General features: G+C 38.4%; 28 protein-coding genes. 2 read left to right on the top strand and 26 right to left on the bottom strand.

All coding sequences use genetic code 11. The features are described from left to right. Window positions 1–8 precede the first annotated feature (8 nt). Entirely contained in the window at window positions 9–428 is a 420-nt protein-coding gene (locus ACR65M_RS04930) for a GlcG/HbpS family heme-binding protein (RefSeq protein ID WP_440272718.1), read from the top strand. Between the two features lie 105 nt (window positions 429–533). Here the strand turns inward: ACR65M_RS04930 and fliT are convergent, their stop codons facing one another. From fliT to flaG, 4 genes are all read right to left on the bottom strand, one after another. Continuing rightward, window positions 534–884, bottom strand: coding sequence for a flagellar protein FliT (gene fliT / locus ACR65M_RS04925; RefSeq protein WP_440272717.1), 351 nt, complete (start codon window positions 882–884; stop codon window positions 534–536). Beyond that, entirely contained in the window at window positions 884–1,285 is a 402-nt protein-coding gene (gene fliS / locus ACR65M_RS04920; RefSeq protein WP_440272716.1) for a flagellar export chaperone FliS, read from the bottom strand. Before fliS ends, fliT begins: the two co-directional genes overlap by 1 nt. Before the next feature lie 171 nt (window positions 1,286–1,456). Continuing rightward, on the bottom strand, window positions 1,457–3,031 hold the full coding sequence (locus tag ACR65M_RS04915; protein WP_440272715.1) for a flagellar hook-associated protein 2: 1,575 nt from the start codon (window positions 3,029–3,031) through the stop codon (window positions 1,457–1,459). Between the two features lie 15 nt (window positions 3,032–3,046). After that, window positions 3,047–3,409, bottom strand: a complete 363-nt coding sequence (gene flaG / locus ACR65M_RS04910; protein ID WP_440272714.1) for a flagellar protein FlaG — start codon at window positions 3,407–3,409, stop codon at window positions 3,047–3,049. A 152-nt stretch (window positions 3,410–3,561) separates the two neighbouring features. Between flaG and ACR65M_RS04905 the strand changes: the two genes are divergently transcribed. Further along, entirely contained in the window at window positions 3,562–4,509 is a 948-nt protein-coding gene (locus ACR65M_RS04905) for an endonuclease (RefSeq protein ID WP_440272713.1), read from the top strand. Window positions 4,510–4,935: 426 nt separating this feature from the next. Here ACR65M_RS04905 and ACR65M_RS04900 read toward each other — a convergent pair whose 3' ends face one another. The 22 genes from ACR65M_RS04900 to ACR65M_RS04795 all read right to left on the bottom strand — a co-directional run. Beyond that, window positions 4,936–5,070: a flagellin gene (locus tag ACR65M_RS04900; RefSeq protein WP_034329040.1), complete on the bottom strand. Its 135-nt coding sequence runs from the start codon at window positions 5,068–5,070 to the stop codon at window positions 4,936–4,938. 324 nt (window positions 5,071–5,394) lie between these two features. Beyond that, complete coding sequence (locus ACR65M_RS04895; RefSeq protein WP_440272712.1) at window positions 5,395–6,663, bottom strand: flagellin N-terminal helical domain-containing protein; 1,269 nt, start codon at window positions 6,661–6,663, stop codon at window positions 5,395–5,397. Window positions 6,664–6,864: 201 nt separating this feature from the next. Beyond that, window positions 6,865–7,098, bottom strand: coding sequence for a carbon storage regulator CsrA (gene csrA / locus ACR65M_RS04890; RefSeq protein WP_099354877.1), 234 nt, complete (start codon window positions 7,096–7,098; stop codon window positions 6,865–6,867). 11 nt (window positions 7,099–7,109) lie between these two features. Beyond that, on the bottom strand, window positions 7,110–7,553 hold the full coding sequence (gene fliW, locus ACR65M_RS04885) for a flagellar assembly protein FliW (RefSeq protein WP_440272711.1): 444 nt from the start codon (window positions 7,551–7,553) through the stop codon (window positions 7,110–7,112). Between the two features lie 17 nt (window positions 7,554–7,570). After that, entirely contained in the window at window positions 7,571–8,161 is a 591-nt protein-coding gene (locus ACR65M_RS04880; protein WP_440272710.1) for a DUF6470 family protein, read from the bottom strand. A gap of 42 nt (window positions 8,162–8,203) precedes the next feature. Further along, window positions 8,204–9,082, bottom strand: a complete 879-nt coding sequence (gene flgL, locus ACR65M_RS04875) for a flagellar hook-associated protein FlgL (RefSeq protein WP_440272709.1) — start codon at window positions 9,080–9,082, stop codon at window positions 8,204–8,206. Window positions 9,083–9,091: 9 nt separating this feature from the next. Next, entirely contained in the window at window positions 9,092–10,642 is a 1,551-nt protein-coding gene (flgK, locus tag ACR65M_RS04870; RefSeq protein ID WP_440272708.1) for a flagellar hook-associated protein FlgK, read from the bottom strand. Between the two features lie 141 nt (window positions 10,643–10,783). Next, window positions 10,784–11,266 carry a flagellar protein FlgN gene (locus ACR65M_RS04865; RefSeq protein WP_440272707.1) on the bottom strand — a complete coding sequence of 161 codons (483 nt, stop codon included), beginning with the start codon at window positions 11,264–11,266 and terminating at the stop codon, window positions 10,784–10,786. Between the two features lie 20 nt (window positions 11,267–11,286). Further along, window positions 11,287–11,547, bottom strand: coding sequence for a flagellar biosynthesis anti-sigma factor FlgM (flgM, locus tag ACR65M_RS04860; protein WP_440272706.1), 261 nt, complete (start codon window positions 11,545–11,547; stop codon window positions 11,287–11,289). A 72-nt stretch (window positions 11,548–11,619) separates the two neighbouring features. Beyond that, window positions 11,620–12,027, bottom strand: a complete 408-nt coding sequence (locus tag ACR65M_RS04855; RefSeq protein ID WP_341332967.1) for a TIGR03826 family flagellar region protein — start codon at window positions 12,025–12,027, stop codon at window positions 11,620–11,622. A gap of 84 nt (window positions 12,028–12,111) precedes the next feature. Beyond that, window positions 12,112–12,816, bottom strand: coding sequence for a ComFC family protein (locus ACR65M_RS04850; RefSeq protein WP_440272705.1), 705 nt, complete (start codon window positions 12,814–12,816; stop codon window positions 12,112–12,114). Window positions 12,817–12,819: 3 nt separating this feature from the next. Continuing rightward, window positions 12,820–13,134: a late competence development ComFB family protein gene (locus tag ACR65M_RS04845; RefSeq protein WP_440272704.1), complete on the bottom strand. Its 315-nt coding sequence runs from the start codon at window positions 13,132–13,134 to the stop codon at window positions 12,820–12,822. A 154-nt stretch (window positions 13,135–13,288) separates the two neighbouring features. After that, on the bottom strand, window positions 13,289–13,876 hold the full coding sequence (gene srtD / locus ACR65M_RS04840; RefSeq protein ID WP_341332970.1) for a class D sortase, LPxTATN-specific: 588 nt from the start codon (window positions 13,874–13,876) through the stop codon (window positions 13,289–13,291). Window positions 13,877–13,942: 66 nt separating this feature from the next. After that, complete coding sequence (locus ACR65M_RS04835) at window positions 13,943–15,433, bottom strand: ATP-dependent helicase ComFA (RefSeq protein WP_440272703.1); 1,491 nt, start codon at window positions 15,431–15,433, stop codon at window positions 13,943–13,945. A gap of 53 nt (window positions 15,434–15,486) precedes the next feature. Continuing rightward, window positions 15,487–16,329 carry a DegV family protein gene (locus ACR65M_RS04830; protein ID WP_440272702.1) on the bottom strand — a complete coding sequence of 281 codons (843 nt, stop codon included), beginning with the start codon at window positions 16,327–16,329 and terminating at the stop codon, window positions 15,487–15,489. A 143-nt stretch (window positions 16,330–16,472) separates the two neighbouring features. Beyond that, window positions 16,473–17,009: a BsuPI-related putative proteinase inhibitor gene (locus ACR65M_RS04825; RefSeq protein ID WP_341332973.1), complete on the bottom strand. Its 537-nt coding sequence runs from the start codon at window positions 17,007–17,009 to the stop codon at window positions 16,473–16,475. 92 nt (window positions 17,010–17,101) lie between these two features. Beyond that, entirely contained in the window at window positions 17,102–21,604 is a 4,503-nt protein-coding gene (locus ACR65M_RS04820) for a S8 family serine peptidase (RefSeq protein ID WP_440272701.1), read from the bottom strand. A gap of 449 nt (window positions 21,605–22,053) precedes the next feature. Then, window positions 22,054–22,896 carry a hypothetical protein gene (locus ACR65M_RS04815; protein WP_440272700.1) on the bottom strand — a complete coding sequence of 281 codons (843 nt, stop codon included), beginning with the start codon at window positions 22,894–22,896 and terminating at the stop codon, window positions 22,054–22,056. 70 nt (window positions 22,897–22,966) lie between these two features. Further along, window positions 22,967–23,863, bottom strand: a complete 897-nt coding sequence (locus tag ACR65M_RS04810; RefSeq protein ID WP_440272699.1) for a hypothetical protein — start codon at window positions 23,861–23,863, stop codon at window positions 22,967–22,969. Window positions 23,864–23,952: 89 nt separating this feature from the next. Further along, the gene (locus ACR65M_RS04805; RefSeq protein WP_440272698.1) at window positions 23,953–25,023 is read right to left on the bottom strand and encodes a hypothetical protein; all 1,071 of its coding nucleotides are present in this window, start codon (window positions 25,021–25,023) and stop codon (window positions 23,953–23,955) included. A gap of 97 nt (window positions 25,024–25,120) precedes the next feature. Then, window positions 25,121–25,663: a signal peptidase I gene (locus ACR65M_RS04800; RefSeq protein ID WP_440272697.1), complete on the bottom strand. Its 543-nt coding sequence runs from the start codon at window positions 25,661–25,663 to the stop codon at window positions 25,121–25,123. 28 nt (window positions 25,664–25,691) lie between these two features. Continuing rightward, the coding region (locus ACR65M_RS04795; protein WP_440272696.1) for a hypothetical protein at window positions 25,692–25,913 on the bottom strand (222 nt) is incomplete at its 5' end.

Raw genomic sequence — 25,913 nt, 5'->3', positions numbered from 1 at the left:
CTATTATTATGAGTAAAATCACATTAGATTTAGCTAAAAAAATTATTTCAGGTGCCGAAGAAGAAGCCAATAAAATTGGAGTGTCCATGGTGATTTCAGTCGTGGATGAAGGTGGAAATCTGATTGCGATTCACCGGATGGATGATGCTTGGTTAGCGAGCATTGACATTGCCCAAAATAAGGCCTGGACATCTGTCGCATTAAGAATGCCGTCAGCAAACTTAGCAGATGCAACGGTTCCTGCAGCAGAACTTTATGGATTGAATACAACAAACAATGGACGTCTTGTCGTGTTCGGCGGTGGGATCCCACTTGAGATTGACGGAAAAGTTGTAGGAGCTGTCGGAGTAAGTGGTAGTACAGTTCCTCATGATGTTCAAGTGGCGGAGGCTGCTGTAAAAGCATTTAATAATTCGGTAAATCTGTAATATGTATGGTGGGACATAGGGACAGGTCCCGCGTCCCACCATTATAGCTATTCTGATTTTGAGTAAATACGTCAAAGAAAAAAGCCACCTTTTCCAGATGGCAAACTATTTCTTCTTATCAAAGAACATTCCGTCAGAAGGTGCCGAATGATAAGGATTGACGTATTTGTTTGTCGTTACTTTTCGCTTTTTTTGGTTGGCGATATCCAATTGGATCTCTTTTTTTAGACAATCTAGTTTACTATCTATAAATACATTCATTTGGACAATTTCAGCACCAAGTTTCCCCTCTTCCTCGGTGAAAGGGGGTTTTACTTTTGATATTAGCTGCTCCCGTTCATCAAGGAGACCCGTAATTTTTTCAATGACCTCATCACGTTTTTCCTGTGGAACCGGTTCCGCCAAGATGCCATGTAATTCCTTTGTAATGCGGTACAGACTATTTACCGGATTCACTAGATTTGTCCACCTTGACCGTGCTGACGTTGACGATTAAGTTGAATAACTTCCTTCCATGTGTCACGGAATTCTGTTACAAGTCCCTCTACCTCAGCCAAAATCTCAAGGTCATTCTTAAGATTTACTTCCATTAGGCGGCGATTCATATAGTCATACATCGCCATCATGTTTTTGGATACTTCCACATCCATGTTTAACGTGACCATGAACTCACGAATGATGTTTTGTGCCTTTTGCAAATTTGTATTTTTTGCTTCAATATTATTTTCTTCAATCGCTTTATGTGCGAGTTTAATGAATTTCAAACAACCATTGTAGAGCATTAACGTAAGCTCACCTGGTGATGCAGTCGTAACTGAGTTTGATTGATATGCTTGATACGGATTTCCAATTGCCATTTACGTTACACTCCTTTTATCCCTCTTAACGGGCAGTATATCCCCCACCTCAAAATTTTGTGATCCAATAAAGATGAGTAGTGGAAGATAACTGCCCATAAAGGTCCGATTGGTTCAACTAACAATCTGTGTGGGTTGAAAATCACCCTCACTGATTGAAGTTTCACTTTATTATCCGCTGAAAAAGTTCTGCATGAGGTATGCGGATTGTTGATTCGCACGTTGAATTGCTTTTTCCATCGCAGTGAATTGACGCCAATAGCGATCTTCAATTTGCATGAGACGGTCTTCGAATCGGTCGATCTGACCATCAATATTTGTTAAATTTCTACCAATCGTAAACTGCTGATTTGTCATGGTAGATTTCCCTGCCTTAGATTCAATATTTGTAATCGTTCCTTTAATCGAGTCTCTTAGGCGTCTAGCAATCCCTTTATCTTCATAGGCTGTCCCTTCAGCAGAAAACATCTTATAAATTGCATTTGGATCCTCTGCCAGCTTTTGCTTCAATTTATCAGGATCGTCGATAAGTAACTTTCCTCTATCCAAATAGTTAGATGAAGTTTTAATGCCAATCTCAGCTAATTGACTAAATCCTTCTTTCAAGCCTGAGATGGGTGAGTAAAAATCCATACGCATTTGGTTAAGGCCACTGGATAAAATAGAATCGTTCCTCAACAAACCACTTTGGGCCATCTCGTCCCATTTTTCAGCTTGCTTATCGCTCATTGCTTCACGTTCTTCATCGGATAACGGATAATAATCACGGTAGCGAGTTTCACCGAGTTTACTATTAATTTTTTCAATGACTTCATTGTACTTATCTACGAATTTAACGATTTTATCGAAGGCATCTTCGGTATTTTGAGAAACTGAAATCGTCTCTTCGCCAGTAGTAACTGCATTGAATTTCAATGTAAGGTCGTTTATTGTATATTCATTTTTAGTTGGCTCAACCGTCAAGACACCATTATAAGTGAATTTCGCATTGGTACCGCCAGTTTCATTTTTTGTCCAATTACCAGTTATAGGATCCTGATTACCCGCTTTTATTTGTAAAGTATTCGCTAAGAAGCTGGCCGTAGTACCGTTGTACCCAATCTCTGCTCCTAAAAATTCAGTATTATCTTCTGTTTTATTAAAATCACCAGTAACTGTACGTTCAAGGACCACCTTATCAGAGGTACTATCATAGAATGCACGCACTCCTAAATCGGAATCTGTAATCTTTTTTAAAACAGTATTTAGTGTATCTTTACTGGGATCAATTTCAAACGTTACAGGTGCTTTTCTTGTGCCATCCTCATTATATGTGACGATTGTAAAATCACTAAAATCATTACCGCCTGCAAAGGATTGTGTATTTAATGCCTTATTTGGGTCAATTTTTGTACCAGCGGCAGAAATCCCAGTTTGACTAACTCGTGTTGCGGCTGTTGCTAGCTGGTCTACTTTAATTTTATAATTACCATTCGATGCTGCAGTACTTGCAGTTGCTGTTACAGCACTTGGATTCGAACTAGTTGCTGTTTTCGTTTGATAAGTTCGTTGTAATGTCATATCGAACGCCAGCGTATCCAGTTCTGCCAACAATTTATTCATATCGCGATATTGATCACGTTGCCACTCATAGATTTGTTTTTGTTGATTGAGCTTGTTTAAAGGAATACGCTCAGCCTTCATTAAATCAGTAACAATCTGATCAATATCCATTCCACTTGCCAATCCACCAATTCTCATATTCATGGGTGCTCACCACCTTTAAATCTTTTTATCTACCACAAAACCAAGAAATTCAGTCATTGCAGCATAAATATCTAGTATTTTCTTAGAAGGGATTTCACGTACCACCTCATGTGTATCATTGTTCACAATTGTCACATAGTATTCGTTTAATTGCTCGTGAAGCTCAAACTTCAAGGAAGTATTATTTGGTTCTAAAAATTTATTAAGGCTATCAATGACCTGTTGGACATTATCTTTTGAGTTTTTCTTAGACAAAAGGGTTGGTTCCGTGTCACTCAGGGTAGCCCCTTTGAATTCAGATTCATATGATTTTTTTGATTGAGAATAGTCTGTGTTGAAGTTCATCGTTGTGCTAGAAGAGATATTATCGATCGACATTTAATTTCCTCCTAAACGAACGGGCCTTTATTAGTTATATCGGATTGTAAGAGAAAATTTTTAGTGATTTGGAGAGATTAATGATATTAGAAATGATATAATTAAAACATAAAGAACGTACGTTCCTATATGTATGGAAGTAGGCGATATTGGTGGATGGAAAATTAATAGATTATCTTATTAAAAACTATGATCAAAAACTCATAGAAATGTTAACTGGAAAACTCTTGGGAGACGGCAATATTTTAATAGAGAAAAATAAATCACCACGCTTTAGATTTGGTCACACTAGAAAAGATAGATTATGGTGTTTAACAAGCTACCAATATTTAAGTGAATATATTAAACTTAGCCCTCCAAAATTTAGAAGAGTGTTTGATCAACGATTGGTGGCAGGCTTCTCAGACCAATTCTATGTACAATCTACAGTTAATGATTTATATGTTCTGTTAAAAGAATTATGGTATTCAAACAACGTGAAGATATTGCCCTTTGATTTGATTCAGAGAGTACTATCTCCAATATGTCTCGCATGGTGGTACCAGGATGATGGGAATTTAAAATTAAAGAAAAACAACCCAGAAAAGGTGGTAATTTCAACTGAATCTTTTTCTACTCATGAGATAGAGTTTCTAAAAGATTTAATAAAAGAGAGATATTCTATATCTTTTTCAATTGATGGTCAGAAAAGGCTAGTCCTATATGACAAACCATCTATACTTTATTTTTTATCAATAATTAGATCTCACATTGTAATCAAGCGTAAGGATATCTTCCAAAACACCTTCGCCCATTCAACTTTACCTTCAAAACATAGAACATCATTGTATATTTCATCAAAAATAAATTTTAATAAACCTACAAAAGAGATCAAAAAGCTTATACACTCTGCTAATAATCAAATGTACAACAAATTAGATATGGAAGATGTATATCAATTTTACTCACTTAACCTTCTCGAAAAAAGAAATGAAACGAATTCCTATCAAATTGAATTGAATAAGGAAGAATTATCATATATTGCATTATTCCAAAACAGAACTGGTTTTACAAAAGGAGAAGCTATTGAGTATTGGCATCATAAAATAATTCAAAATTAGCTTTTCCTCCAAAAAATTGGCTCCAGACAAAGCCTGGAGCCAATTAGATTTAATATTAACGAAGAAGTTGTAAAACTCCTTGTGGTTGTTGGTTTGCTTGCTTTGCGACTGTATCTTTCGATTACAGAATAGACTATATCTTCATCCATATTCTATATGGAGCTGGGCACTTCGAACAGCAATTGCTGTCCTACGAGATTCATAGTCATAGCACTCGCCTTAGACCGTTTTCCCTAGTCGTTGGACCTTCTCCAGAGTTTCCTCACAGGAGCTTGGCTGCTGATTATCCATTGTTTCATCTTCATCATTTTTACACCATCACGCTGACCGTTTCCAATTACGTTGTGGTTGATGAAGCTTTAGGAAGTTCCAGCAATTCACCCAGTTATCCTCTAGCTCGTTACCAAGCTAGACGCCCTTCAATCATTATCTCAAGAGTTGTAACACACCTTGAGGCATTTGATTAGATTGAGCCAACATTGCTTGTGCTGCTTGAGAAAGAATAGAATTCTTAGTTTGGTTCATCATTTCTTTCGCCATCGTGCGAACATTTGCTTTCACAAATGACTAGACTATATCTTCACCCTCTAGCAATCTAGTAGGGGTCGGGCACTTCGGATCCACAATGCTGATGACCATTGCTTCACCTATGGATTTCATCATCATAGCTTTTCGCCTTAGATGGTTTATCCTAGTCGTTGAACCTTCTCCACTCTTTCGAGACAGGAGCTTGGCTGCTGATTGCCCAATCTTTTCTTTTTTCAAACCGTCACGCTTGTTGTTTCCAACTACGTTGTGGTTAGAAAAGCTCTAAGGGTTTTCCAGCAATTCACCCGATAATAATCACTAGCCGTTACCAGCCAGGACGACTGTGCTTGTTACTGCCTAGGCAGCTAAAGCATAATCAACGTCACGTATACGAGATTCTGAAGCTGTTAAGTTTTCAGAAGATGTGTTCAAGTTGTTAATTGTATGCTCTAAACGATTTTGGAATGCACCAAGTTTTGATCGTTCTCCTGAAACTGATCTTATTGCACTATCAAGAGCTTCAATAGCACTTTCTGCACCAGATTGTGAAGTTAAATCAAGACTATCCACACCAAGCGCATTCGAGGACATGTCGTTAATATTAATGCTCATTGTTTGGTCTTTATTTGCACCAATGTGTGTTGTTAAAGAATTGTTAGCTATTGTTATTGTTGTATTTGAACCATCTGTAATATCTCCATTAAAGGAAACCTTGATACCAGCAATTTCAATATCAGATTTATTTAAATCAGTAAAACTTTGTGTAGCAATTACATTACCACTACTATCAGCTAATTTAAAGTCATGGTCACCTTCATATTCAAAGCTATATGTTCCGTTTCCTGTACCGTTAGCTGTATCAATTGTAAAACCACCTAAAGTTACAGAGTCAGTACCATAGTCTACGTTAGATTGTGAGCCCACTTCTTCTCCATTGGCTGCATTAATAAGGGTAACTATTTTTCTACCAGCATTTTCAGTGTCGTCTGAAACTTTAACTTGATATTGTCCATAACTTGCACTCGCAGCAGTGGCTGTAATATCACCTGATTGAATTCCTGTTCCAGCATCTACTTCATCCGTAATTTCTGTGTTTGCAGAGTTTTCTACTGTAAGTGTATAAACCCCACTTGCTAATTTTGCGTTAGTTACATCAGCGGAATCAATATTAGCAGTGTTTGTACCACTAACAGTAGCTGTACTTGCTACATTACCATTTAATAGTTTCTTAGTATTAAACTCTGTTGTATCAGAAATACGATTGATTTCTTCTTTTAACTGGTCAACCTCTTTTTGGATTTCTGCACGATCATCTGCTGTATTAGTATCATTAGATGATTGAACGGATAATTCACGCATACGTTGCAAGATGGAATGCGTTTCATTTAATGCACCTTCAGCTGTTTGAATTAGTGAGATACTATCTTGAGCATTACTTGCTGCTTGGTCTAATCCGCGAATTTGTCCACGCATTTTTTCAGAGATTGCTAGACCAGCTGCGTCGTCTCCAGCTTTATTAATACGTAGGCCAGAAGATAATTTCTCCATTGAATTTGCTTGAGCATTTGATGCACTATTCAACTGACGATACGTGTTAAGCGCTGCAATATTATGATTAATTCTCATTTCTTATTTCCTCCTTGAATGTTTGTAATCCCACATCCTTGTGGAATTAAATATATTTACAAATAGTACAAAAGTCGGCCGCCTTTTATACTTATTTGTTTTACATACTTAATATCGACATGTTTTGTAATTGTTTAATAGATTTTTAGATTATTTTCAACAAATATTTCGCAAATAAAAATACCCGCTATCATTTATAGTTTAACGGGTATTCTTAAAATTGATATTCAGTTGTTTTAACAAATCAATTGAAGTTTGGGAGGCTTGGTTGTTTTCATTTTGAATATCTAGATAAACTTCTTTCCGGTGGATTTCAATATGTTTTGGTGCTTCTATTCCGATTTTAATTTGTTCTCCACTCACTGATAATATTGTAATTTCAATATCATCACCAATTTTTATTGATTCATTGATTTTTCTAGTTAATACAAGCATTCTCCCACCTCCTATTTAGCTGATACTTTTCCTTTTTCAAAGATTAAATGCTTTGTTTGATATGAAGTATTTGTTAAAATAACTTGCTTAGCTAATTGTTTTCTTGAATTTATAACAACAGGAGCTTGCATATTCGCTGTTGTATTTTCAAATGGATCTTGAACGGTTAGTATCACATAAACCGTAACATCTTTTACTGATTCGAGTTGGAGCTGTTCAACCACTTGATCGTCAATTGTAAAATCATATTCTTTTAAAAAGAGAAATGGGTTCGTAACAACGAAGGCTAGTCCAGCATTACTAACAGATTGCATAATTGAAATACCTGTATCCTCACCAAAGGGTAAAAAGATAAATTTTTTTTCTTCTAAAAATCCAGGTATTCCATTCGCAAACGTAATTATATCTTTTTCTTCTATATGTATCTCACCATGATATTTCGTATCAATTTTCATTTCTTCCCAACCTTTTTTTAAATCTGTTGCTCGTAGTTTACACCGATATATTTTAAATTAGCAAAATCAACTTTCAATGATTGTCTTTGTTCCAAAGTAATATTTACTTTTCCAGGAGTGTATTCGTGAATTGGTTTGTTAATCCCGACATTTATATTTGGATTTTTCACATTCACTTCAATGTCTACCTCGGCCGGAACATAATTAGTCTTAACACTAAAGTGAGATGGTATCCATCCTACGTTAAACTGAAGCTCAGGTCCTTCGCTATTTCTTTTGGCAATTTGTGCGATTGGATTTCCACCATTCTCTATTGTCATGAGTTCCTGGCCTTCTTGTGCTCGTCTTGCAATTCCTTCGAGTGAATCTTGGTACCCTTTGTCGGCTGCTTCCGCGATGCGACGAGAAATATGCTTTAAATCCATATCTGCCCATGCTTCAGTTTGATCAATTGTCAGCTTTCCCGGTGTAGTTTCTATCTTCACCTCGGCCTTTGGCTGTTCGATTGATAAATCCGCTTTAGGTTGCTTGATCTCTTGTACTGGTTTTATAGTTCGCATACCTATTTTTGCATTCTGTGATTCTAAGCGTATTTGCGCTAACTCCATAGTTTCACCTCTAATAAAAAAGCTATCTCCTAAAAAGATAGCTTAACGTAAAAAGTCCATTAGTGTTGGTTGCATAATTTTTGCGCCTACTCCAAGGGCTGCACGGTGTACTGCTTCCGCAGTTGTTAAGTTAATAATCACTTTTTCCATTTCAGCATCCTCATTTTCAGAGATAATCTTAGTTGCAATCACCTCTTGCGAACTTAGTCTGTCATCAATGAGTTCTATGCGATTAAATCTTGCCCCCAAATCTGCACGATTTGCTACGACATTGGATACATGAGAATCTATTGTATCTAGATATTTTCCTACATCTCCATCGGAGTTAAGATCATTAATTAAATTATCAAGCTCGGTAAAAATATCGTTTGTATTACTACCTTGTAAAAGGTCCTTAGCTTTTACATTCACATTCATGTGTATACCTTTAGAAACTTCAAGCAATACATCAGCATTTGACATTGAAATAGTAGTAGTAGCTAAATCAACCGGTGCTTCTGTTGTATTTGTACCATTGAAAATAAACTTATTCCCAACCTTTGTATTCGCAATTGTTGCAATATGCTCTTTTAATTGCTCAATCTCAACTGCAATATTCGCTTTTTCATCAGGTCCATTCGTTCCTGTACTAGCCTGTACAGTCAACTCCCGCACTCGATGAAGCGCCTGTGTCATCTTATCCATCGCATCATCGGCTGACTCCATCCAAGTGTAAGCTTCAGAAAGATTTCGCTGATATTGTTCGATTTCCTTAAGGTCTGTACGATAACGCATTCCTTTAATAGCAACTACTGGATCATCAGATGGCTTTGTGATTTTCTTTTGTGTATTTAATTGGTCCTGGTATTTTCCAAGTCTTTCATAGCTGTTGCTTAGATTTCGCAACATGTTATTCGTTAGCATCGATTGTGTTACGCGCATTGTTTACACCTACCTTCCACCAGTGCCTAGGCCGTTAATGACTCGATCAAGCATTTCGTCGAGTACTGTAATCATTCTTGCAGACCCGTTGTAGGCATGCTGAAATTTGATCAAGTTCGTCATTTCTTCATCTAATGAGACCGCACTAACAGATTGACGGCGGTTCTCTACAGAATCCTTCAGTACTGCCGCATTATCCGCCATACGGATTGCTTCCTGAGAGTCTACTCCCATTGATCCAATAAGAGATTCGTAGAACGATTGAATACTACCTGCCTTAATTTCTGAACCTGGTATATTACTAAAATCAGTGTTCTTTACATTTGCTAGATTTGTAGCATTCAAGCCATTCCCTGATTCCCCAGGTGCATTTGAAGAAGCGATATTACTTAAATTGTCTATGTTAGAAGAAACGCTTATTGTTGCTGCTGCGTTTTTATATCCATTGTTAAACGGTTCAAAGAAGTCGCCACCTGAATTACTTTCATCTGTTGAAGTCTTCAACGTATACCCTTGACTATGCACAGCATTGAACTGTGTGACAAACGAATATGCCATTTTATCCAAGTCATCTAGCATTTTGTTGTAAATGCCTTTTTCCTCGCCGTTTTCCATATACCCGTATGCTTCAACTAATGCCTTCATTTCTCCGCTACGAATAAATGGAACAGCTTGTCCATCTAATTGAAATCCTGTAACAGGACCCGTTGGTTGATCATTTACTCCATCACCATCTGAATCGATTGCTGGTACGACTGAGAGCTTTTTAAAATTACTTCCATCTATCAGTTTCGTCTCAGTCCCGTTTTCACCAACGATTGAAATATCTAAGATTCCTTCGGCAACTGGTAATGAATCACCACCGCTGCTTCTTGGTGGATGAACCTTAATTTCAACATACTTCGAAAGCTCATCAATTAACCGATCACGTTCGTCGTATAAATCATTTGGCAAATATCCAACCGGTTCAATCTCGGAGATTTGCTTATTAATCTTACTAATTTGGTCAGAAAGCGAGTTTACTGTTTTCACAGTTACACTGATTTGCTTGCCAAAATCGTCCTTTATCGCAGTTAATGAGTTTGATAGATAGTTGAACGTGTTTGCCACCATTTCACCACGCTGGCGCACAACCGAACGTGCACCTTGGTCTTCTGGGTTAGCCGCTAAATCCTGCAGGGATTGCCAAAACTGGTTCAATGTGTTTGCAAGACCGGTTTCCGTTGGCTCATTCATTATTTCTTCCATCTTTCCTAAGGCACTTGCGCGTGTTCCCCAGTAACTGGTTTTCGTTTGCTCACCCCGGAATTGTGCGTCTATAAAGCTCTCACGCACACGTTGGATCGTACCAGCCTCAACACCTGTTCCAAGCTGACCTGGAAATTTTGGTGCATTTAGACCAGGAGATGGATATGGAGTTGTTTGGGTGAAGTTGACACGCTGTCTTGTGTAGCCAGGTGTGCTTGCATTTGCGATATTGTGTCCAGTTGTATATAACGCACTTTGCTGGGTCATCATGCCGCGGCGTGCTGTTTCTAGTCCATGAAAGGTTGATACCATTTTTCCATCCTCCAATAAATCAAATGCGCCTTGGCGTATTTGCGCCCAGATTTTTTCGAGCTTGCTCGAAAAGTTCCTTTAAAAATCTGTGGCATCCGCCGAAGGCCTTTACTTATTCTCGGTAAACCACCACTGAATAAGTTAAGCTTTCGAATCGAACATTGAGCGTGTTTGCTTTTTCTCTTTTGTACCCGCTGGGTTTCCGTAAGTAGCGGTTTGTTCCTGTGGCAGTAACATGTCCAACGACATGTTCACATACTGCAATGACTGGTGTGTTAGCTGTTGATTTAATTCATTAACTACTTTTAATTCTTGTGTCACTTTAAGCAGGTCTTCTTGTAATTCGATCAACTCCGAACGAATTGGGTCTTCAGCAACTTCGATACATTTTGATAATGTCTTCTCTTGAACTCGTGGTCCAAGCCATTTATCAACAATGGTCATCCGTTCATTTTCCATTTGCTTGATCGCTAAAATGTATTTTTGTTCTTCTTTCATTTGTTCGTTGAGGGCATCGATGTCGCCTTTTTTCAGAATTTCTGTTTTTCGCTCGGACAGCTTCAATAGGTTTTGATGTAAAATAAGTATCTTTTTGAGCGTTGAGACTAAGTTTTCAGCTGACATAATGACCCTCCTTTTTTACATTACTTTTTAAAATAAAAATCGTAAACGCTCTTCCCAACGTCCTCTACGTTCACTTTATATGTACCGCTTTGTATTTGTTGCTTTAGGGCTTCAACCTTTTGCTGGCGTTCAACGGTTATAGGTGATGTTTCTTGTAACTGTTTTGCAGCAGAAGAAATCTCGACTTTGTCTGTCTGAGTTGATTTTTCTGTAGCAGCAACCTTGTTCATCTGCTTCTTATATGGATTCATTCCGACTGGTCCGAACTGGTTAATTTTCATTGTAAAACCTCGCTTTCTATCCGAACTTTATTTCTTTTTAATAATATCGGCAGCGACATGAAAAAGTTTAGATTATTTATCAACAAAATACGTTCTTTTTTCACGATTTCGTAGTTCCTGGATTCGTTTCTGCTCTTTTTCGAAAGTTGATAATTCACTGCGAAGTTCATTTACACATTCATCACATAAATTTCCTTCCCTAATTATAGTACGACATTTTTGACAAGGATATCCAAGGTTTGGAAATTGCGCCAGACGCAATCTGCCTGTCTTAATAAATTTGATGATTAATTCCTCATCAACACCCGTGCCCTCTGAGGTCTCAAAAATGGTAGCTGTCCGATTTTCTTTTTTTCTAATGAACGTATAAACTGTTTCGAATGCGATTTCTTCTTCTTTATAGCATGTTTCACAAACATCACGTAGATTCGTTTTCACAAAAACACTGCCACAATTTGGGCAATTCGCTAGTTCTGCCATTCTGACTCTCTCCTCAATCACCTTTTTTCTATCTATTATATCGGTGGTTTTAAAGGAGTTTATAGTGAAAGTTTTTTGAAATGACTATCCCCTCATCAAAGTCAAAGTGGAGACTGATTTCGCTCCAGCTTCTAGCAACACTTTTCCCGCATGCCTCAGCGTCGATCCCGTTGTATAAATATCATCCACTAACAATATTTCTTTACCCTGAACCTCTCCAGTCACACGGAATACATTTTCGGCAAGAATTCGCTCGGAACGGCTCTTTTTCGATTGCTTCTCAAGGTGAGTCCTCGCAAGCATTTCATGTACCTGCACATCTAACAATGCTGCTAGCGCCTTGGCCTGGTTAAATCCACGTTCATACAATCGCTCGTCACTTAATGGAATGGGAACAACAAGATGGGAAGAATTAAAATGAGTGTGGAAAGCTTTTTTAAGAGGGGTTTTAAAGATGGAAGAAATTACATAATCACCGCGGAATTTATAGAGGGAGATCACATCTTTTGCAAAGTCATTATAGAGGTAAATCGACCGGTTCTTTGTGAGGACACCCTGCCAACGAGAATCCTGGTCCCACCGAACGCAGTCATAGCAGAGGTTTCCTTCGCGATATTCATCTGCCACACCCAAAAAAGGTCGTCCGCAACATTCACAAAGTTCACCTTCTATGATTTCGAATTTCTCACTACAAGTAGAACAAAGTGGATCAGGTTCTACTAGAGAAAACAAGGATGCCCATGAATCCACTTCTTCAAAATATTGATGACAAAGTATACATGTAGACATCGGTTAGTTCCTTTGAAAATTAGCGCATTGAGGATTTTTTGCTACGATGTTCACGGCTTCTGCGATTTTCACATAGATATTAGCCATCATTTGTTTATTAAAATATTGAGCACGAACATACGCCATACCACTATCTTTCGAGACATAACGCGGCTGTATATTATTAAGCGTGAGGGCAAATACATCATTTTTACACTGTTCACATTTACAAGGCAGGTTAAATTCAGACCAATTATCATTAATTGCTTCAGCTACTAATGGCTCCATTGCATTAAAAACCTTCATATGAACCTCTCCATTCTCTTTATCTTTTTTCATTATTACATGATAAACATAAATTGGAAATGATTTTGTCCTCCTCCATTAATTTGACATCACTTTGTAATATTCCTTTTAAACGCTTGAAAAACTATACTTTGGACCTATCCAAAAACCCCTATGCCAGATTCCGTCCGGCTTAGGGGTCACAAGGTCAATTCACCATTTTTCCATAGAAAATAAAGCGGTGTGGCGCGTTTCCAATGTATCCGAATGGATAACAGGTTGTCACTACAAGCTCCTCATTTGGGGCCGTTGATTTAATGATGGTCCGGTCGTCCGCATCCACGATTTTTGTGTCCACAATTTCATAGGTAAAATCACCGTATGGCATTTTCACAACAAAAGTGTCACCGATCTCAAGTTCATCAAAACGTCTAAAGGTTGTATCGCGGTGACCGGATAGAACGATTTGATCATTTTGCGTAGGTAGCGCGGTGCCGAGATAATGCCCCACACCCTTTGCCAGCTCATCCTCATCCGTTCCCTCGATAATTGGCATTTTCTCACCAAGCTTTGGAACTTCTAAAACTCCCATTGTCTCGCCTTTTTCAAAAGTTGGAATTACCATATCCTTCTTTGCTTCTTCCTCTACAGGATTCGTTGAAATAAGTTCCTCTGCTTGAACCAATGCTTCTTTTTGTGCTTGATTTGAATCCCAAATTTGAAAAACCGAGTACCCTGTCAATGATACTCCACCGATGATTAACAAAAGCGCAAACGTATAAACAACCTTTTTCACTGGAAACCACCACCATATTCGTTCTTTGTCCGTTACCTTTAATCATAATCAAAATGGGCTGCAAAATCAATCAATGAAGCCGTTTTGGAGAGCCTCTTTGTTCATTTTTTCAATATGCTGTTTCGCCTTCACCATTTCCATTGTTCTTCCAAAATGAAAAAATAATATCTGACCGGTTGGAAATTGAGCGCTGCGGCCAACCCGGCCTGAAATTTGCACTAATGCACTCTCCGTAAAAATTCGATCCTCTGCGCCCAGGACGGCCACATCAATATTCGGAACAGTTACTCCTCTTTCTAAAATGGTCGTTGTGACGATAATTGGGATTTCGCCAGTACGAAATCGAGCTACCTTTTCTTTACGATCGGGGTCCTCGGCATGGACACCTTGTATTCGTGGTTCAATAGACTGCAAAACTTGGACGATGCTTTCCAGATATGTAATCCGTGGGACAAACAAAAAAGCCTGTTTCCCCTTTTCAAGATGTACCTTAATCCATGCCATCAGATTCCCTGGCAATCTCTTCTTTTTTAGTCTTTTCTCCCAGTTCCCGCACCATACAAACTTAGGCACAGGCAATGGTTGACGATGGTACCTCGAAGGAATCGTGACAGCTTTTCTTTTCCCGGCTGAAATTTCTTTTTTCCATGTTTTATTTGGAGTGGCGGTAAGGTAGATGGTGGAAGAGATATCCTTTTTAGCTTGGTTGACAGCATATTGGAGTATCGGCTCCACGGAATACGGGAAAGCGTCCACTTCATCGATGATGATCATGTCGAAGGCTTTGTAAAAGCGAAGCAATTGGTGGGTTGTGGAGAGTGTAATGGGGGCTGTTTTGTTACGATCCTCACTTCCTCCATACAAGGCGATGACATCAACTTTTGGGAATGCGGCTTTTATTCGGGGAGCAAGCTCAATAACAACATCGGTGCGTGGTGTGGCGATGCAAACCTTTTTATCTGCTAGAAGTGCAGTTTGAATTCCTTCAAATAATATTTCCGTTTTTCCTGCTCCACAGACGGCCCAAATCAGAAGCTGATCATTTGTCTGAACAGCCCGTATAAGTTCAGTTGAAGCTTTTTGTTGTCCAGCTGAGAGTGTTCCTTCCCATACAAGTGGTTTATCTGGGCTTTCTATCGTCGGACTTGGCCCCGCCCAACTTACCATAACTGTACATTCACTCATCCGCCCCATATTAATGCACTTTCTGCAATACGTACATTCCTGATAACAGCGCGCACATTCAAACGACGCAAAAACCTTTTGGTCCGAATTCCCACAGCGAACACAGGAATACCCTTCTTTTGTTTTTGTGATGCATTTTCGATAATGCACAAAACCATTCACATAATGTTGTTGTATGTCTTCAAGAGAAAATGGAATCTCTTCGAGTAAAATTTGCTTGCCGTAGAGTAGTTGTTGGAGTTGTGGAGAGTAGTCATAAGAGGGATTTAGTGGTCGGGAGTGGCCAGATTCATGGTCTGAAATTCGTTTGACTTCAGGCTTGTCCGATAAATGTTCGGGGATTAATAGTTCATTTTCTAGTATAAATCTCATAAGGTTCCTCCAATTTTTTTAAAAAACAGCGCCGCAAAGTACGGCGCAATCTTTTATTTCATATACCATCCTAACCCAATTGCACCTTCACCAAGATGGGTTCCAATTACCGGGCCAAAATAGCTTAGTAAAAATTCAACATGTGGATATTTCTTTTCAAGCTCAGCCTTTAATTCCTTTGCTTCCTCTTCGATGTTTGCATGAATTAATGCTGCACGCATTGGCACACCCTTACACGCATCTTCATCAAATAATTCGAATACACGATTCAATGCTTTTTTACGAGTGCGAATTTTTTCAAAAGGTACAATCAATTTATCATCAAAGTGAAGGATCGGCTTCACTTGAAGCAAGCTTCCTACAAAAGCCGCAGCCCCGCTCAAACGGCCGCCACGCTGAAGATTCGTCAGATCATCCACCATAAAATAAGCGCGAACAGTTTTTTTAATTTCATTAAGACGTTCCATAATTTCGGCTGCATCTTTACCTTCATTCGCCATTTCTGCAGCTTCCAGCGCGTAAAAGCCCTGTACCATACAGCTGATTTCAGAGTCAAATGAGTAGACCTTTACACCTTCTACCATCTCGCCCGCTGTCACGGAACCTTGGTAAGTCCCACTAATTCCACTTGAGAGATGAATGCTGATGATTGTATCATTTTCTTTTCCGAGCTTTTCAAACAACTCTACGAACTCTCCAATTGGCGGCTGTGAAGTTGTTGGCAATTCTTTGCGCGCCTTTAGTTCATCGTAAAACGCCTCCGCAGTAATGTCGACTTCTTCGCGATAGCTTTCTTCACCCAATACGACACTTAGCGGAATCATATGTATATTAAGTTTTTCACGGAGTTCCAGTGGTATGTAAGCTGTACTATCAGTTACAATCGCCGTTTTCATATATTTTACCTTCCTGTCTGAGTTTCTTTATAATTTCCATTCTAAATGAAATTGACGGGTATGTCACTTGTTTATCTGTATATAGTTACTGGATGAAATATGCTCAGCAAACTGTTAATGACCCCATGAAAACCTAATAAGATTTATTCAACCCGAAAAGTTAATTCTTCTTTCAGACTTTCCATTCCCCTTGCAGCTGCCCAAATGGATATTCTATATTCACCTTTTTCTAATTTTGGAAGTCCTGCTTCAAAAGTTAACGTCTTTCCTTTAGCAAATAAAACATCCCTAATGACTTGTGCAAAAACATGTTCATCTGAATAACGGTACACTAAATCCCCAGCTTCATTATATATTTCATAGTCATACTCCTGAGCAGATGGGAATTGCAAACGAATATCTTGATCCCCCGCATTATAAATTTCGTAAATTATTGAAATTCCATTGTTCATTTCCTTTTTTGAAATGGATGCTTTTAGATGATTCGGCCCTATGACCTTTTTCCTTGAACTAATGATTTTTCCTAACTTTTTACGATTATCTCTCATATCTCCCTCACCCTCCGTTATTATCGTTTCCTTCTCCTCTTTTATTACATCATCGGATTGCTCTTGTGTAATAAATATGATGAAACAAATGAATGCGACCCCGCCAATCAGATAGAGTAGGATTTTCTTCATTTTCATCTCCTTTTAAAATTTATGTGTGTTCGTATAAAAAAACCTACCTCTACTATAAATTTTTTGCAGTAAAGGTAGGTTTCGATTAAGAATTATAGTGTAACATTTTTATTTCTTCTGTTCAGAATAAACAGTGCAATAACGCCAGCAAGTAGTAAAGCTCCCCCTATTAAAAGGTAATTGAACATGGAAGTTGCTGTTGTTGGAAGCTTTCCTCCTTTGTTATGGTTATCGCCATTCTTACCTGAATTATTAGGTTGTTTTCCTGTGTTGTCCGGCTTCGGATCTTGTGGTTTAGGATCTTCTGGTTTCGGATCTTGTGGGTCCGGATTTGGTTGTGGATCCGGATCTCCTGGGCTTGGATTCTCCGGCTCCACTTTCGGTTTAATATTGTTCACTTTTATTACTTGTACTGATTCAGTTCCATCGCTATTTTTCACGTAAACTGTGTACGAACCATTTTTAATGACTGTAAAGGATTTTTCCTCAAGGTCAATATCCATTCCAGCATCTTGGAAATCAGCGACTGTCTTTTCACCTTCTAACCATTTCATTGCAACTACATCACCATCTACATCAACTTTAATGATAACTGGACCTTCTGTTGGCTCAGTAGTGGATGGTGTAAGTTCAATCGTAACTGGTTCAGTTGGCTCAACAATATTTTCCACTTTAATGGTTTTTAGTGCTTCTGCACCCTCAAGGTTTTTCACATAAACTGTATATGTGTCATTTACAATAACATCAAACGTTTTTGTTTCTGGGTCAATGTCTGCCCCAGCATTGTCAAAGTCTGTTGCTGTTTTTTCACCTTGTAACCATTTCATTGCGACTAGATCACTTTCGCTATCTGTTGCAATTGTAATCGATACAGGACCTCCTGTTGGTTCTGTTGTTGATGGAGTAAGTTCGATTGAAATTGGTTTCACTGGTTCAACAATATTGTCCACAACAATTGTTTGCACCGCTTCTACACCTGCAGTATTTTTCGCATATACAGTATACGTACCGTTAGCAGATACATCAAATGCAAGCGTTTCAAGATTTACTTCATTTCCAGCCTCTGCAAAATCAGAAACCTCTTTCTGTCCTTCTAACCATTTGACTACTTCAAGTTCTTCTTCACTGTCTGTCGTAACAGTTACAGTGATTGGACCTTCAGTCGGTTCTGTAGTTGACGGTGTTAATTCAATCGCGATTGGTGCTGGTGGTACAACGATATTCTCAACAGTAATTGTTTGTATCGCTTCTACACCCACACTATTTTTCGCATAAACAGTGTACGTACCATTTTCAACTACATCAAATTTCTTTTCCTCAAGGCTAATATCAATTCCGCCTTCAACAAAATCTGCTGCCGTTTTTTCACCTTTCAACCATTTTAGAGCAACAAGTTCCTCTTCACTGTCAGTTTCAACACTTACAGTAACTGGTCCTTCAGTTTCTTCAGTTGTAGAAGGTGTTAATGAAACAGCAAATTCTTTTGGCTTCTCAGCTTCTTTTACTGGAAGCTTGACTTCTTGAGTTGCAGAGTTTGCTACGCTATCCTCAACTGCAAGTGTCAACGTATTTTCACCCGCCTGAAGACCTGTCAACGGAATTTCAAATGAACCGTCTTGTTCAATTGTAATTGAATCCTGACCAATTGTACTACCATCTTTATTTGTTGCTACATACGAAACATCTAATTGTTCATTTACGTCGTATGGAATACCAAACAAACCTTCAACAGTTGATTTAAAGTCAATAAATTTATCTGTGATTAACCCTTTCACAGTAATTTCAGATCCTTCAATTTCTCCTTCAACTGTGTCGAACGAAATTTCTGGAGAAGACGTTTTAATAAACAATGGACCATCATCACCAAGTAATGTTTCTGGTTCAAATGTCTCAGCATTCCATGACAGCATGTCTACTGTGTAGACGCCTTCTGGTGCAACAGCAGGCTCACCAGTCGGCCACTCGAAGTATGTGCCATCAATTCCGTTTAATGTGTAATACCCAGCTGAAAGGGAATCTAGATACATAAACCCTAAATAACCATCTCCAAATGCACCGCCTTCTGGATTTACTGCATCCCATAATTCAATGGTTACTAAATCCTCATCCCCCAACAACCCTAATTCAAGGCTTGCTTCTTCATGCTTTCCATCACCATTAGGAGAGATTCCATACTCATTAAGGAAGTAGTACTCCAGCCCTGACGGACCTTCGTCAGAAAATGCTACTGCAAATGGTAATGCTAGTTTTGTTCCTTCACTTACAATATGGATATACCCTAGTAATTCATTACCTGGTGAATCCTCACCCGCAGGTACGGTTAATGCAACAGTAAGAGTTTCTTTGCCGTTAAGCGTAAACGATGATTTGTTAACAGTAACCTCAGCGTCTTCTAATGCACCTGTTGCAGCTTTGGTCACTTCCACACTTACATCAAAGTTTTTGGTCTTACTAACTAGGTCTTTTACTTCAATTTCCTTTGTAATAACTGTTTCTTTTTCTGGATTAGGAACAACCTTTCCAAATGTAACGGTTCCTTTTTTATGATTATGTGTCTGGCCTTCAAACTCTGTTGTATCTAATGCATATGCTAAAGCTTCAGCATTAATAGCCTCTAGTGGTTGAACTCGACCAGCACCTTGTGCAAAGACATCATATAATTTTTTGTCTAATTGTTTTGCAGTATTAGATAATGCTACTTTAATATCAGATGGTTCCCAATTTGGATTTTTTGATAAAAGCAATGCTGCGATTCCCGCTACATGCGGTGTTGCCATACTTGTACCAGTAAAACGATCATAGCTTTCCGAATAATCTGCATCAGGATAATCCTTTCCGTATGCAGGCACAGAAGACATGATATTTGTCCCTGGTGCTGAGACGTCTGGCTTAATATCAAAGTTTGGTGTGGATGGACCACGTGAGCTTGAATCGTTAATATCGTCTCCCGCAACCGTACCTTTTACATAATTACTGAATGTTACTTGACCAAGCTTGTTATCCGTAGCAGCAATGGCGTCTCTGAATTCCTTTCCTTTTGCGGTAGGAATATCGTATGTCGGGATAAACTTGAATGAATCCCCTAATAAGAATCCTGCCGGACCTGCATCTGGAACATTATTATGTATAATGATACCTAATGCACCAGCTTCCTTTGCAGCAGCAATCTTATCAACAAACGCAATATCTCCACGTGATACAAGGGCTATTTTTCCTTTTACATCTAGACCGTTATAGTCTGCAGGTGCACCCAGTCCTGGTACTGCAACTACATCAAACGTTCCTGATAATGTCTCTTCTGGGTCAGAAGCGAAAGTCCAGCCCATTAAGCCTACATTATACTCATCCTCGAAATCACCAGCTTTAACAGTGATAGTAGATTGTATTGTTTCAGAAGGTAAAGTAGAGTTTCCAACTGAAATAGCTAGAGAAGCAGTCGATGGATTTCCGATAGACGAACGTCCTGGCCCACTATTACCTGTTGCAACTACTGCTGTTACACCTTTAAGAACAGCATTGTTAATCGCGATAGAATCTGGCGCAGTTTCGCTATTACTTCCTCCACCTAATGAAAGATTAATAATATCCATACCTTCTTCTACAGCCTTCTCAATTCCAGCAATAATTCCAGAAGTTGCTCCACTACCATAAGCACCTAGAACACGGTACGCGTAGAGGTCAACTTTTGGTGCAATTCCTTTAATTCCATATGGATTGGCACCGATAGCAGCAATTGTGCCTGCAACGTGAGTACCATGATCTGTATAGAACGTGTGACCAGTTGAATTGACTTCTGGCTTATGATCTGGTCGATCCTCCGGTGTTGTCTCATATGGATCATTATCAGCGCGGCCGCGAGTATAATCGTTACCATGTAGTACAAAATTGTAACCACCTTTATAAACGCCTTCAAATTCAGGGTGGTTGTAATCAATACCAGTATCTAATACTGCTACTTTTACATTTTCACCTTCATAGCCCATATCCCAGATCGCAGGTACATCTAAGTAAGAATTACTAGTGTTCATCGTTGCAGAAACGTCATCATCAACAGGTGTGATATCTTGTAACGCATAACGTTCACTATCCGGCTCAACTCGTACAACACCTTTGATATTCACGAGCTTTTGGATGTCCTTTGCTGGTAATGTTAAAGACACACCATTAAATACTTTTTGATAGGAGTATCCTTTCTTCCCATCAATCCTTGCTTCCTTTAGTTTCTTATCAAATGAAGCCTGTTGTTCAACAACTTTCTTTTCAGCAGCCGCCTCCTGTGATGCTGAAAATGTTTGTCCCTTCAGTTCTTTTTTCCCTTTTTCAAGAGCAACTGGATTCTCCGAAAGTTGTACAATGACAGAAACCTTTTTGTTTCCATTTAAGTTCACCAAGGATGGGTGAATCGTTGGTTTTTCCGAAACAAGAGCTTCCTGCGCTTCAATAACTTGCTTTATTGCTGATCTCCGTTCGTCTAAATTAATATCTTTCGTAGAGGTAGATTCCGCGGATACAAGTCCTGGAGCAAAAAATGAAAAAACGAGCACAAAGATTAGTAAACTGGTAAAGAGCTTATTAAACTTCCTATTTTTCGACAATACCTATTCCCCTCTCTTATCTTTATATCTTTAAGGACCATATCTAGTACTCTATTTTCCCCTCCCATCGTTACCCATTTAATGGTAGCTATTGAAACAATCTAAATGTTACTATAGTCAAACCCTTCTATAAATATTTAAAATTCGGAAGAATACGACAACTATTGTACTTTTTTGTAATAAAATGTTTACAGTGAATATACAAACTTTAGTGAAATATCCCTTTACTACAATAAATCTAAATCATTTAAAACAATTACTTAACTTGTCGCTTTATGTCTATAAGTTAGTTATAAAGCACTATACGAATGACCCCCATAAAGTGCAACTACCTTAATAGATATTCTATAACCAGCATTTACTAATCTTTAAAAAACATAAAAATAACGGGATTACGATATCGTCTCCCGTTCTTCTAACTATCTATTATTTTTTCGTTACGAAGCATGCTACTCAACTTCCTCTGTTGTATCATCTTTTGTTTCAGGTTTTACAGGGGGGGCATCTAAAGCTTTTTGCTCGTGTTCAAGACTTGTTTGGAGTTCCTTTTTTTCCTGTTTTAGCTTATCAATTTCCTTCAATAGCTTTACTATTTCATTGTTTCTTTCATCCAATTGTTTCTCTTGAGATTCAAGCTTTTCTAGTAAATCCGGAGCAAGAGTTTTAACGATAACTTCACTCGATTCTTCTTCCAAATTCACACCCTTAGCTAAAAAAGCAATCAGGTTTGCTAGCTCTTCAATGGCTTTAGGATCATCAAGCTTGTCTAATTTTGGATTGTTTCTTACAATTTCATCATCAATTCGACCTAACAAATAATCAATGTCTAGCTCAATATCCTTTGCTGCGATAACTTGACCATCAAAATTCTTTGCAGTGAGTTTTCCTTTGACAGTTGTCTCTTTTCCAGAGAATTTCATTGTTAAAAGCTCTAAAAATTGATAGGCGTTAATGTTGGCTTCGAGCGGAATAGTGTAAGTTCCATTTTTTTCAGCTTTGATTGGATTGATATGTAAGATGTATTCGGCCAAATCGCCTTCAATCGAAAAGCCGACATCGGGTCGATAACCATAATCACTATCACGGACCACCTCAACTACTAAACTACCATCCTTTTTCTTAATCACTTCTACATGTTTAATCAGGTCTTCCGCTGAAGCAGTCGAAACATTGATTACATCTTGATATTGGGTGGTAAAGTATGAGAATGTAGGAGTATTTGCTTGTAAAATGGCGGAGATTAATATGCCCGCTGATAAAAATCCAGTTGCTCTTAGAATCGTTTTTTTCAATCAAGTCACCTCCCGATTATGGTGATGCATAGACTGACAATTTAAATGTCAGCCTATGCCATTGTAAAAATTAGTTTGAAGTAAACCAATTGTATAGAGCTTTAGATTCGATAGATAGGTATGGACCGAGAACAGCATTAAACCTTACTACCCCATCAACAGATGTATCAACAGTACTTGTTCTCCATACCTGAGATTCACTCGCATAGTATTCTTTTTCTGTATACACACGGTAATATAGTTTGCCATTAAAGGTTTCCCCAACTACTTTTACATTACCAACCTTAGTTTCAAAATCTCCAGCTGTTTCACCCTTGTTGATTTCAATTACCTTATATCCTTCTTTATTCACATAAAAATTAACTTCTTTCTCAGAAGTCTTTCTAGTAGAGCCGTTAGGTGTTGCCTTAAATGCAACTTCACCAGTATAATACGGTGGTCCTTCAACTTCCTCTTCAGGATCAACCTGGGTTGCTGTAACCTCTAATTTCATGTTTCCAGTCTTACCTTGGAATGCAATGTCATTGTCACCATGTGGCCAGCTTGCAAGAATGCGGTAGCTTTCAGAGTCATTTTCTGGCTTAAATGTGGTGGAGTAGTCAACCTTCGTCCACACACCCGCTACATCCTTCTGAAGTTCAAGAGCAATAGGTGTATCTCCAGTCAACAATTCGCCACTTGGCGTGAAGTTCACGCTGTACTCAACAGGAAGCTTCGTATCATTTTTCTTGATTGTAAAGTTGTACACTTCAACAGGCTCCATACCTGGAAAGAAATCTTCCCCTAGATTGAACTTTCCGTCCCCAATAGTTTGACCATCTCTATCCACAACATCCACATTAAAAACAGCAGCCTTTGCTGGGTTATTGTCACTAACGAACTGCTTCGTAAAATAAGCTGTTGTTGCAACAATCGCAATTGCAATAATTAAGAGGGAAGCTAGGCCGAATAAAGCTTTTTTCTTCATTGTGGTTCCTCCTTTTTCAAACGTTATAGATCGTCATAATGCACATGTTTTTCTTAATAAAGAACAAAAGGACAAAACTTATCCCTCAATTATTTCTTTTCTACTAACCAATCACTCTCAATTTGCCATTTGCCGTCACCAAGGTTTGTGAAAGTTACATCGATGTTTTTCACGTTATTGCTAAACCTTAAGTTCAGATCTACCTTATCACCGACTGTAGGTTTAACAAATGAGAAATTAGAGTATCTTAAATAAATTGTGTTTTTCTCTCCACCAGAATTTGTATACATCGGATTATTATGTTGTGTTCTTCCATTTGCAGTGGAGAATAGTTCTCCAGAAATAGATAGCTTAAGCTGCTCAAAATGTGTTTCCTCTTCCACAACTTCATAATACACATAGCGAGATGCCACTTTTTCATCTAGGGCTTTTTGTAAATCTGCTACTTTCGCCTTTAATTCAGTCTTTGTTTTTCCGTCTACTAATCCATCAACGTAAGCAGCTAGCTCATTAATTGAATCTTGCACTGCGTCTGATTGAGCTTTTGTAAAGTTCCCTCTATTAAAAGAAGTGTTATTATGAACTTTATCTAATGCAAGGAACGCTTCGTTTACTGCCTCATACTTTTCTTTTGCTACCTGAGCGCTACTTGCTTCAACTTGTGTTGCAATAACCTCTAAGCGGATGTTTCCACTTTTACCTTCAAAATCAATATCATTATCACTGTGTGGCCAATCAACTAAAATACGATAGTTTTCTACGTCAGCTTCCGGTTTAAATGCAGTTGAATGATCTAGAGATACCCATTCGCCATCAAGTTGACGCTGTAATGTAAAGGTAACTGGAGAATTCGCATTTGCAGGGAACAATTCACCAGTTGGAGTTAACTTCACTTGATACTCTACTGGTACTTCAGTACCTTTCTTATTCACTTCAAAGCTATAGGCTTCTATTGTTTCCATGCCTGGATAAAGCTCATCTAACTGAAATTGCTCATCACCAATCGCCTGTCCATTATGCTTTGCTTCAACTTTAAAGCTAGCAGCTGTTGCCATATTCTTGTCACTTTTAAAACTGAGCGAGTAGTAAGCAATCGTACCTACAACTGCAATACACACAACTAACAAAGAAACTAATCCAATAATACTCTTTTTCTTCATGGTATCCTCCCGTTTCTACTAATGTATTAAACTGCTAAAAATAGTTAAATGACACCTCCTTCATCAAATAAGTTATGAGTAATAACGGCGGAATGCATTATGTATGACTAGTTTCTTCTCGCTGTGCTGTTAGCATCTTTTTGATCATTCCAAGCGTTATTATCAACAAAATTAAAAGAGAGATTATGATAATACCAGTAGGGGTTTGTAAGATTTGGGCCAAATGCCCAGCCTTCGGTATCGTAAAAGCTAAAACGCCTACAATTTGGTCTGAGGACACAAAGTTATGATCCACCACATTATTGGCATCACCTTTTGTTTGATAAAGAGTTTCCCCATCCTTCTTTACCAAATCAACGATTCGATGTGTTACGAGTGTCTGTTGGTTCAATTGGTACGTGATGACGTCCTCTACTTGGAGTTTACTAGGATCCTTCCCCTTGACGATAATCATATCTCCGGGGTGTATTTCCGGCTCCATACTACCTGTCATCACGGTCATGATTTTAAAACCAAGGATGGAGGGAACTTGTCCAATCTGACTTTTTGATTGAAAGGTCGACACCAACACTAAAACACTTAACAGAACGAATAAAGCAAATAATACATTTCCACTCCATCTTAATGTCTTCTTTAGCATATTTTCACTCCTTTTCAAAAAAGGACATCTAGGATTTTGTTCTTTTCAAAGAACAACCTGTATATACCATAACGTATTTATTCTTTGATTTCAAGCACTTTTCAACATATATTTCTTTAATAAGAACAATCCACTTTGAAATTTGATTAATAGTTTCTCCTTCCTGAGCAAATAATCGAGTAGGAGGCGCGTTACCGCGCCGACCTCTCACACCACCGTACGTACCGTTCGGTATACGGCGGTTCGAAAG

This window comes from Ferdinandcohnia sp. SAFN-114 (assembly GCF_059415045.1).
The sequence above is the reverse complement of the archived record's forward strand: the minus strand, read 5'-3'. Positions and strand labels throughout refer to the sequence as shown.

What these genes read in the sequence shown, in the direction of transcription:
- ACR65M_RS04915 (WP_440272715.1), bottom strand. Translation starts at nt 3,031, where the DNA reads ATGAATATGAGAATTGGTGGATTGGCAAGTGGAATGGATATTGATCAG.
- fliW (WP_440272711.1), bottom strand. Translation starts at nt 7,553, where the DNA reads ATGAAAATTGATACGAAATATCATGGTGAGATACATATAGAAGAAAAA.
- flgK (WP_440272708.1), bottom strand. Translation starts at nt 10,642, where the DNA reads ATGGTATCAACCTTTCATGGACTAGAAACAGCACGCCGCGGCATGATG.
- ACR65M_RS04845 (WP_440272704.1), bottom strand. Translation starts at nt 13,134, where the DNA reads ATGAAAAAAGATAAAGAGAATGGAGAGGTTCATATGAAGGTTTTTAAT.
- ACR65M_RS04855 (WP_341332967.1), bottom strand. Translation starts at nt 12,027, where the DNA reads ATGGCAGAACTAGCGAATTGCCCAAATTGTGGCAGTGTTTTTGTGAAA.
- ACR65M_RS04800 (WP_440272697.1), bottom strand. Translation starts at nt 25,663, where the DNA reads ATGCTAAAGAAGACATTAAGATGGAGTGGAAATGTATTATTTGCTTTA.
- ACR65M_RS04930 (WP_440272718.1), top strand. Translation starts at nt 9, where the DNA reads ATGAGTAAAATCACATTAGATTTAGCTAAAAAAATTATTTCAGGTGCC.
- flgL (WP_440272709.1), bottom strand. Translation starts at nt 9,082, where the DNA reads ATGCGCGTAACACAATCGATGCTAACGAATAACATGTTGCGAAATCTA.
- flgM (WP_440272706.1), bottom strand. Translation starts at nt 11,547, where the DNA reads ATGAAAATTAACCAGTTCGGACCAGTCGGAATGAATCCATATAAGAAG.
- ACR65M_RS04835 (WP_440272703.1), bottom strand. Translation starts at nt 15,433, where the DNA reads ATGAGATTTATACTAGAAAATGAACTATTAATCCCCGAACATTTATCG.
- flaG (WP_440272714.1), bottom strand. Translation starts at nt 3,409, where the DNA reads ATGTCGATCGATAATATCTCTTCTAGCACAACGATGAACTTCAACACA.
- ACR65M_RS04810 (WP_440272699.1), bottom strand. Translation starts at nt 23,863, where the DNA reads ATGAAGAAAAAAGCTTTATTCGGCCTAGCTTCCCTCTTAATTATTGCA.
- ACR65M_RS04895 (WP_440272712.1), bottom strand. Translation starts at nt 6,663, where the DNA reads ATGAGAATTAATCATAATATTGCAGCGCTTAACACGTATCGTCAGTTG.
- fliS (WP_440272716.1), bottom strand. Translation starts at nt 1,285, where the DNA reads ATGGCAATTGGAAATCCGTATCAAGCATATCAATCAAACTCAGTTACG.
- ACR65M_RS04830 (WP_440272702.1), bottom strand. Translation starts at nt 16,329, where the DNA reads ATGAAAACGGCGATTGTAACTGATAGTACAGCTTACATACCACTGGAA.
- csrA (WP_099354877.1), bottom strand. Translation starts at nt 7,098, where the DNA reads ATGCTTGTATTAACTAGAAAAATCAATGAATCAATAAAAATTGGTGAT.
- ACR65M_RS04850 (WP_440272705.1), bottom strand. Translation starts at nt 12,816, where the DNA reads ATGTCTACATGTATACTTTGTCATCAATATTTTGAAGAAGTGGATTCA.
- ACR65M_RS04825 (WP_341332973.1), bottom strand. Translation starts at nt 17,009, where the DNA reads ATGAAGAAAATCCTACTCTATCTGATTGGCGGGGTCGCATTCATTTGT.
- ACR65M_RS04865 (WP_440272707.1), bottom strand. Translation starts at nt 11,266, where the DNA reads ATGTCAGCTGAAAACTTAGTCTCAACGCTCAAAAAGATACTTATTTTA.
- ACR65M_RS04880 (WP_440272710.1), bottom strand. Translation starts at nt 8,161, where the DNA reads ATGGAGTTAGCGCAAATACGCTTAGAATCACAGAATGCAAAAATAGGT.
- ACR65M_RS04805 (WP_440272698.1), bottom strand. Translation starts at nt 25,023, where the DNA reads ATGAAGAAAAAGAGTATTATTGGATTAGTTTCTTTGTTAGTTGTGTGT.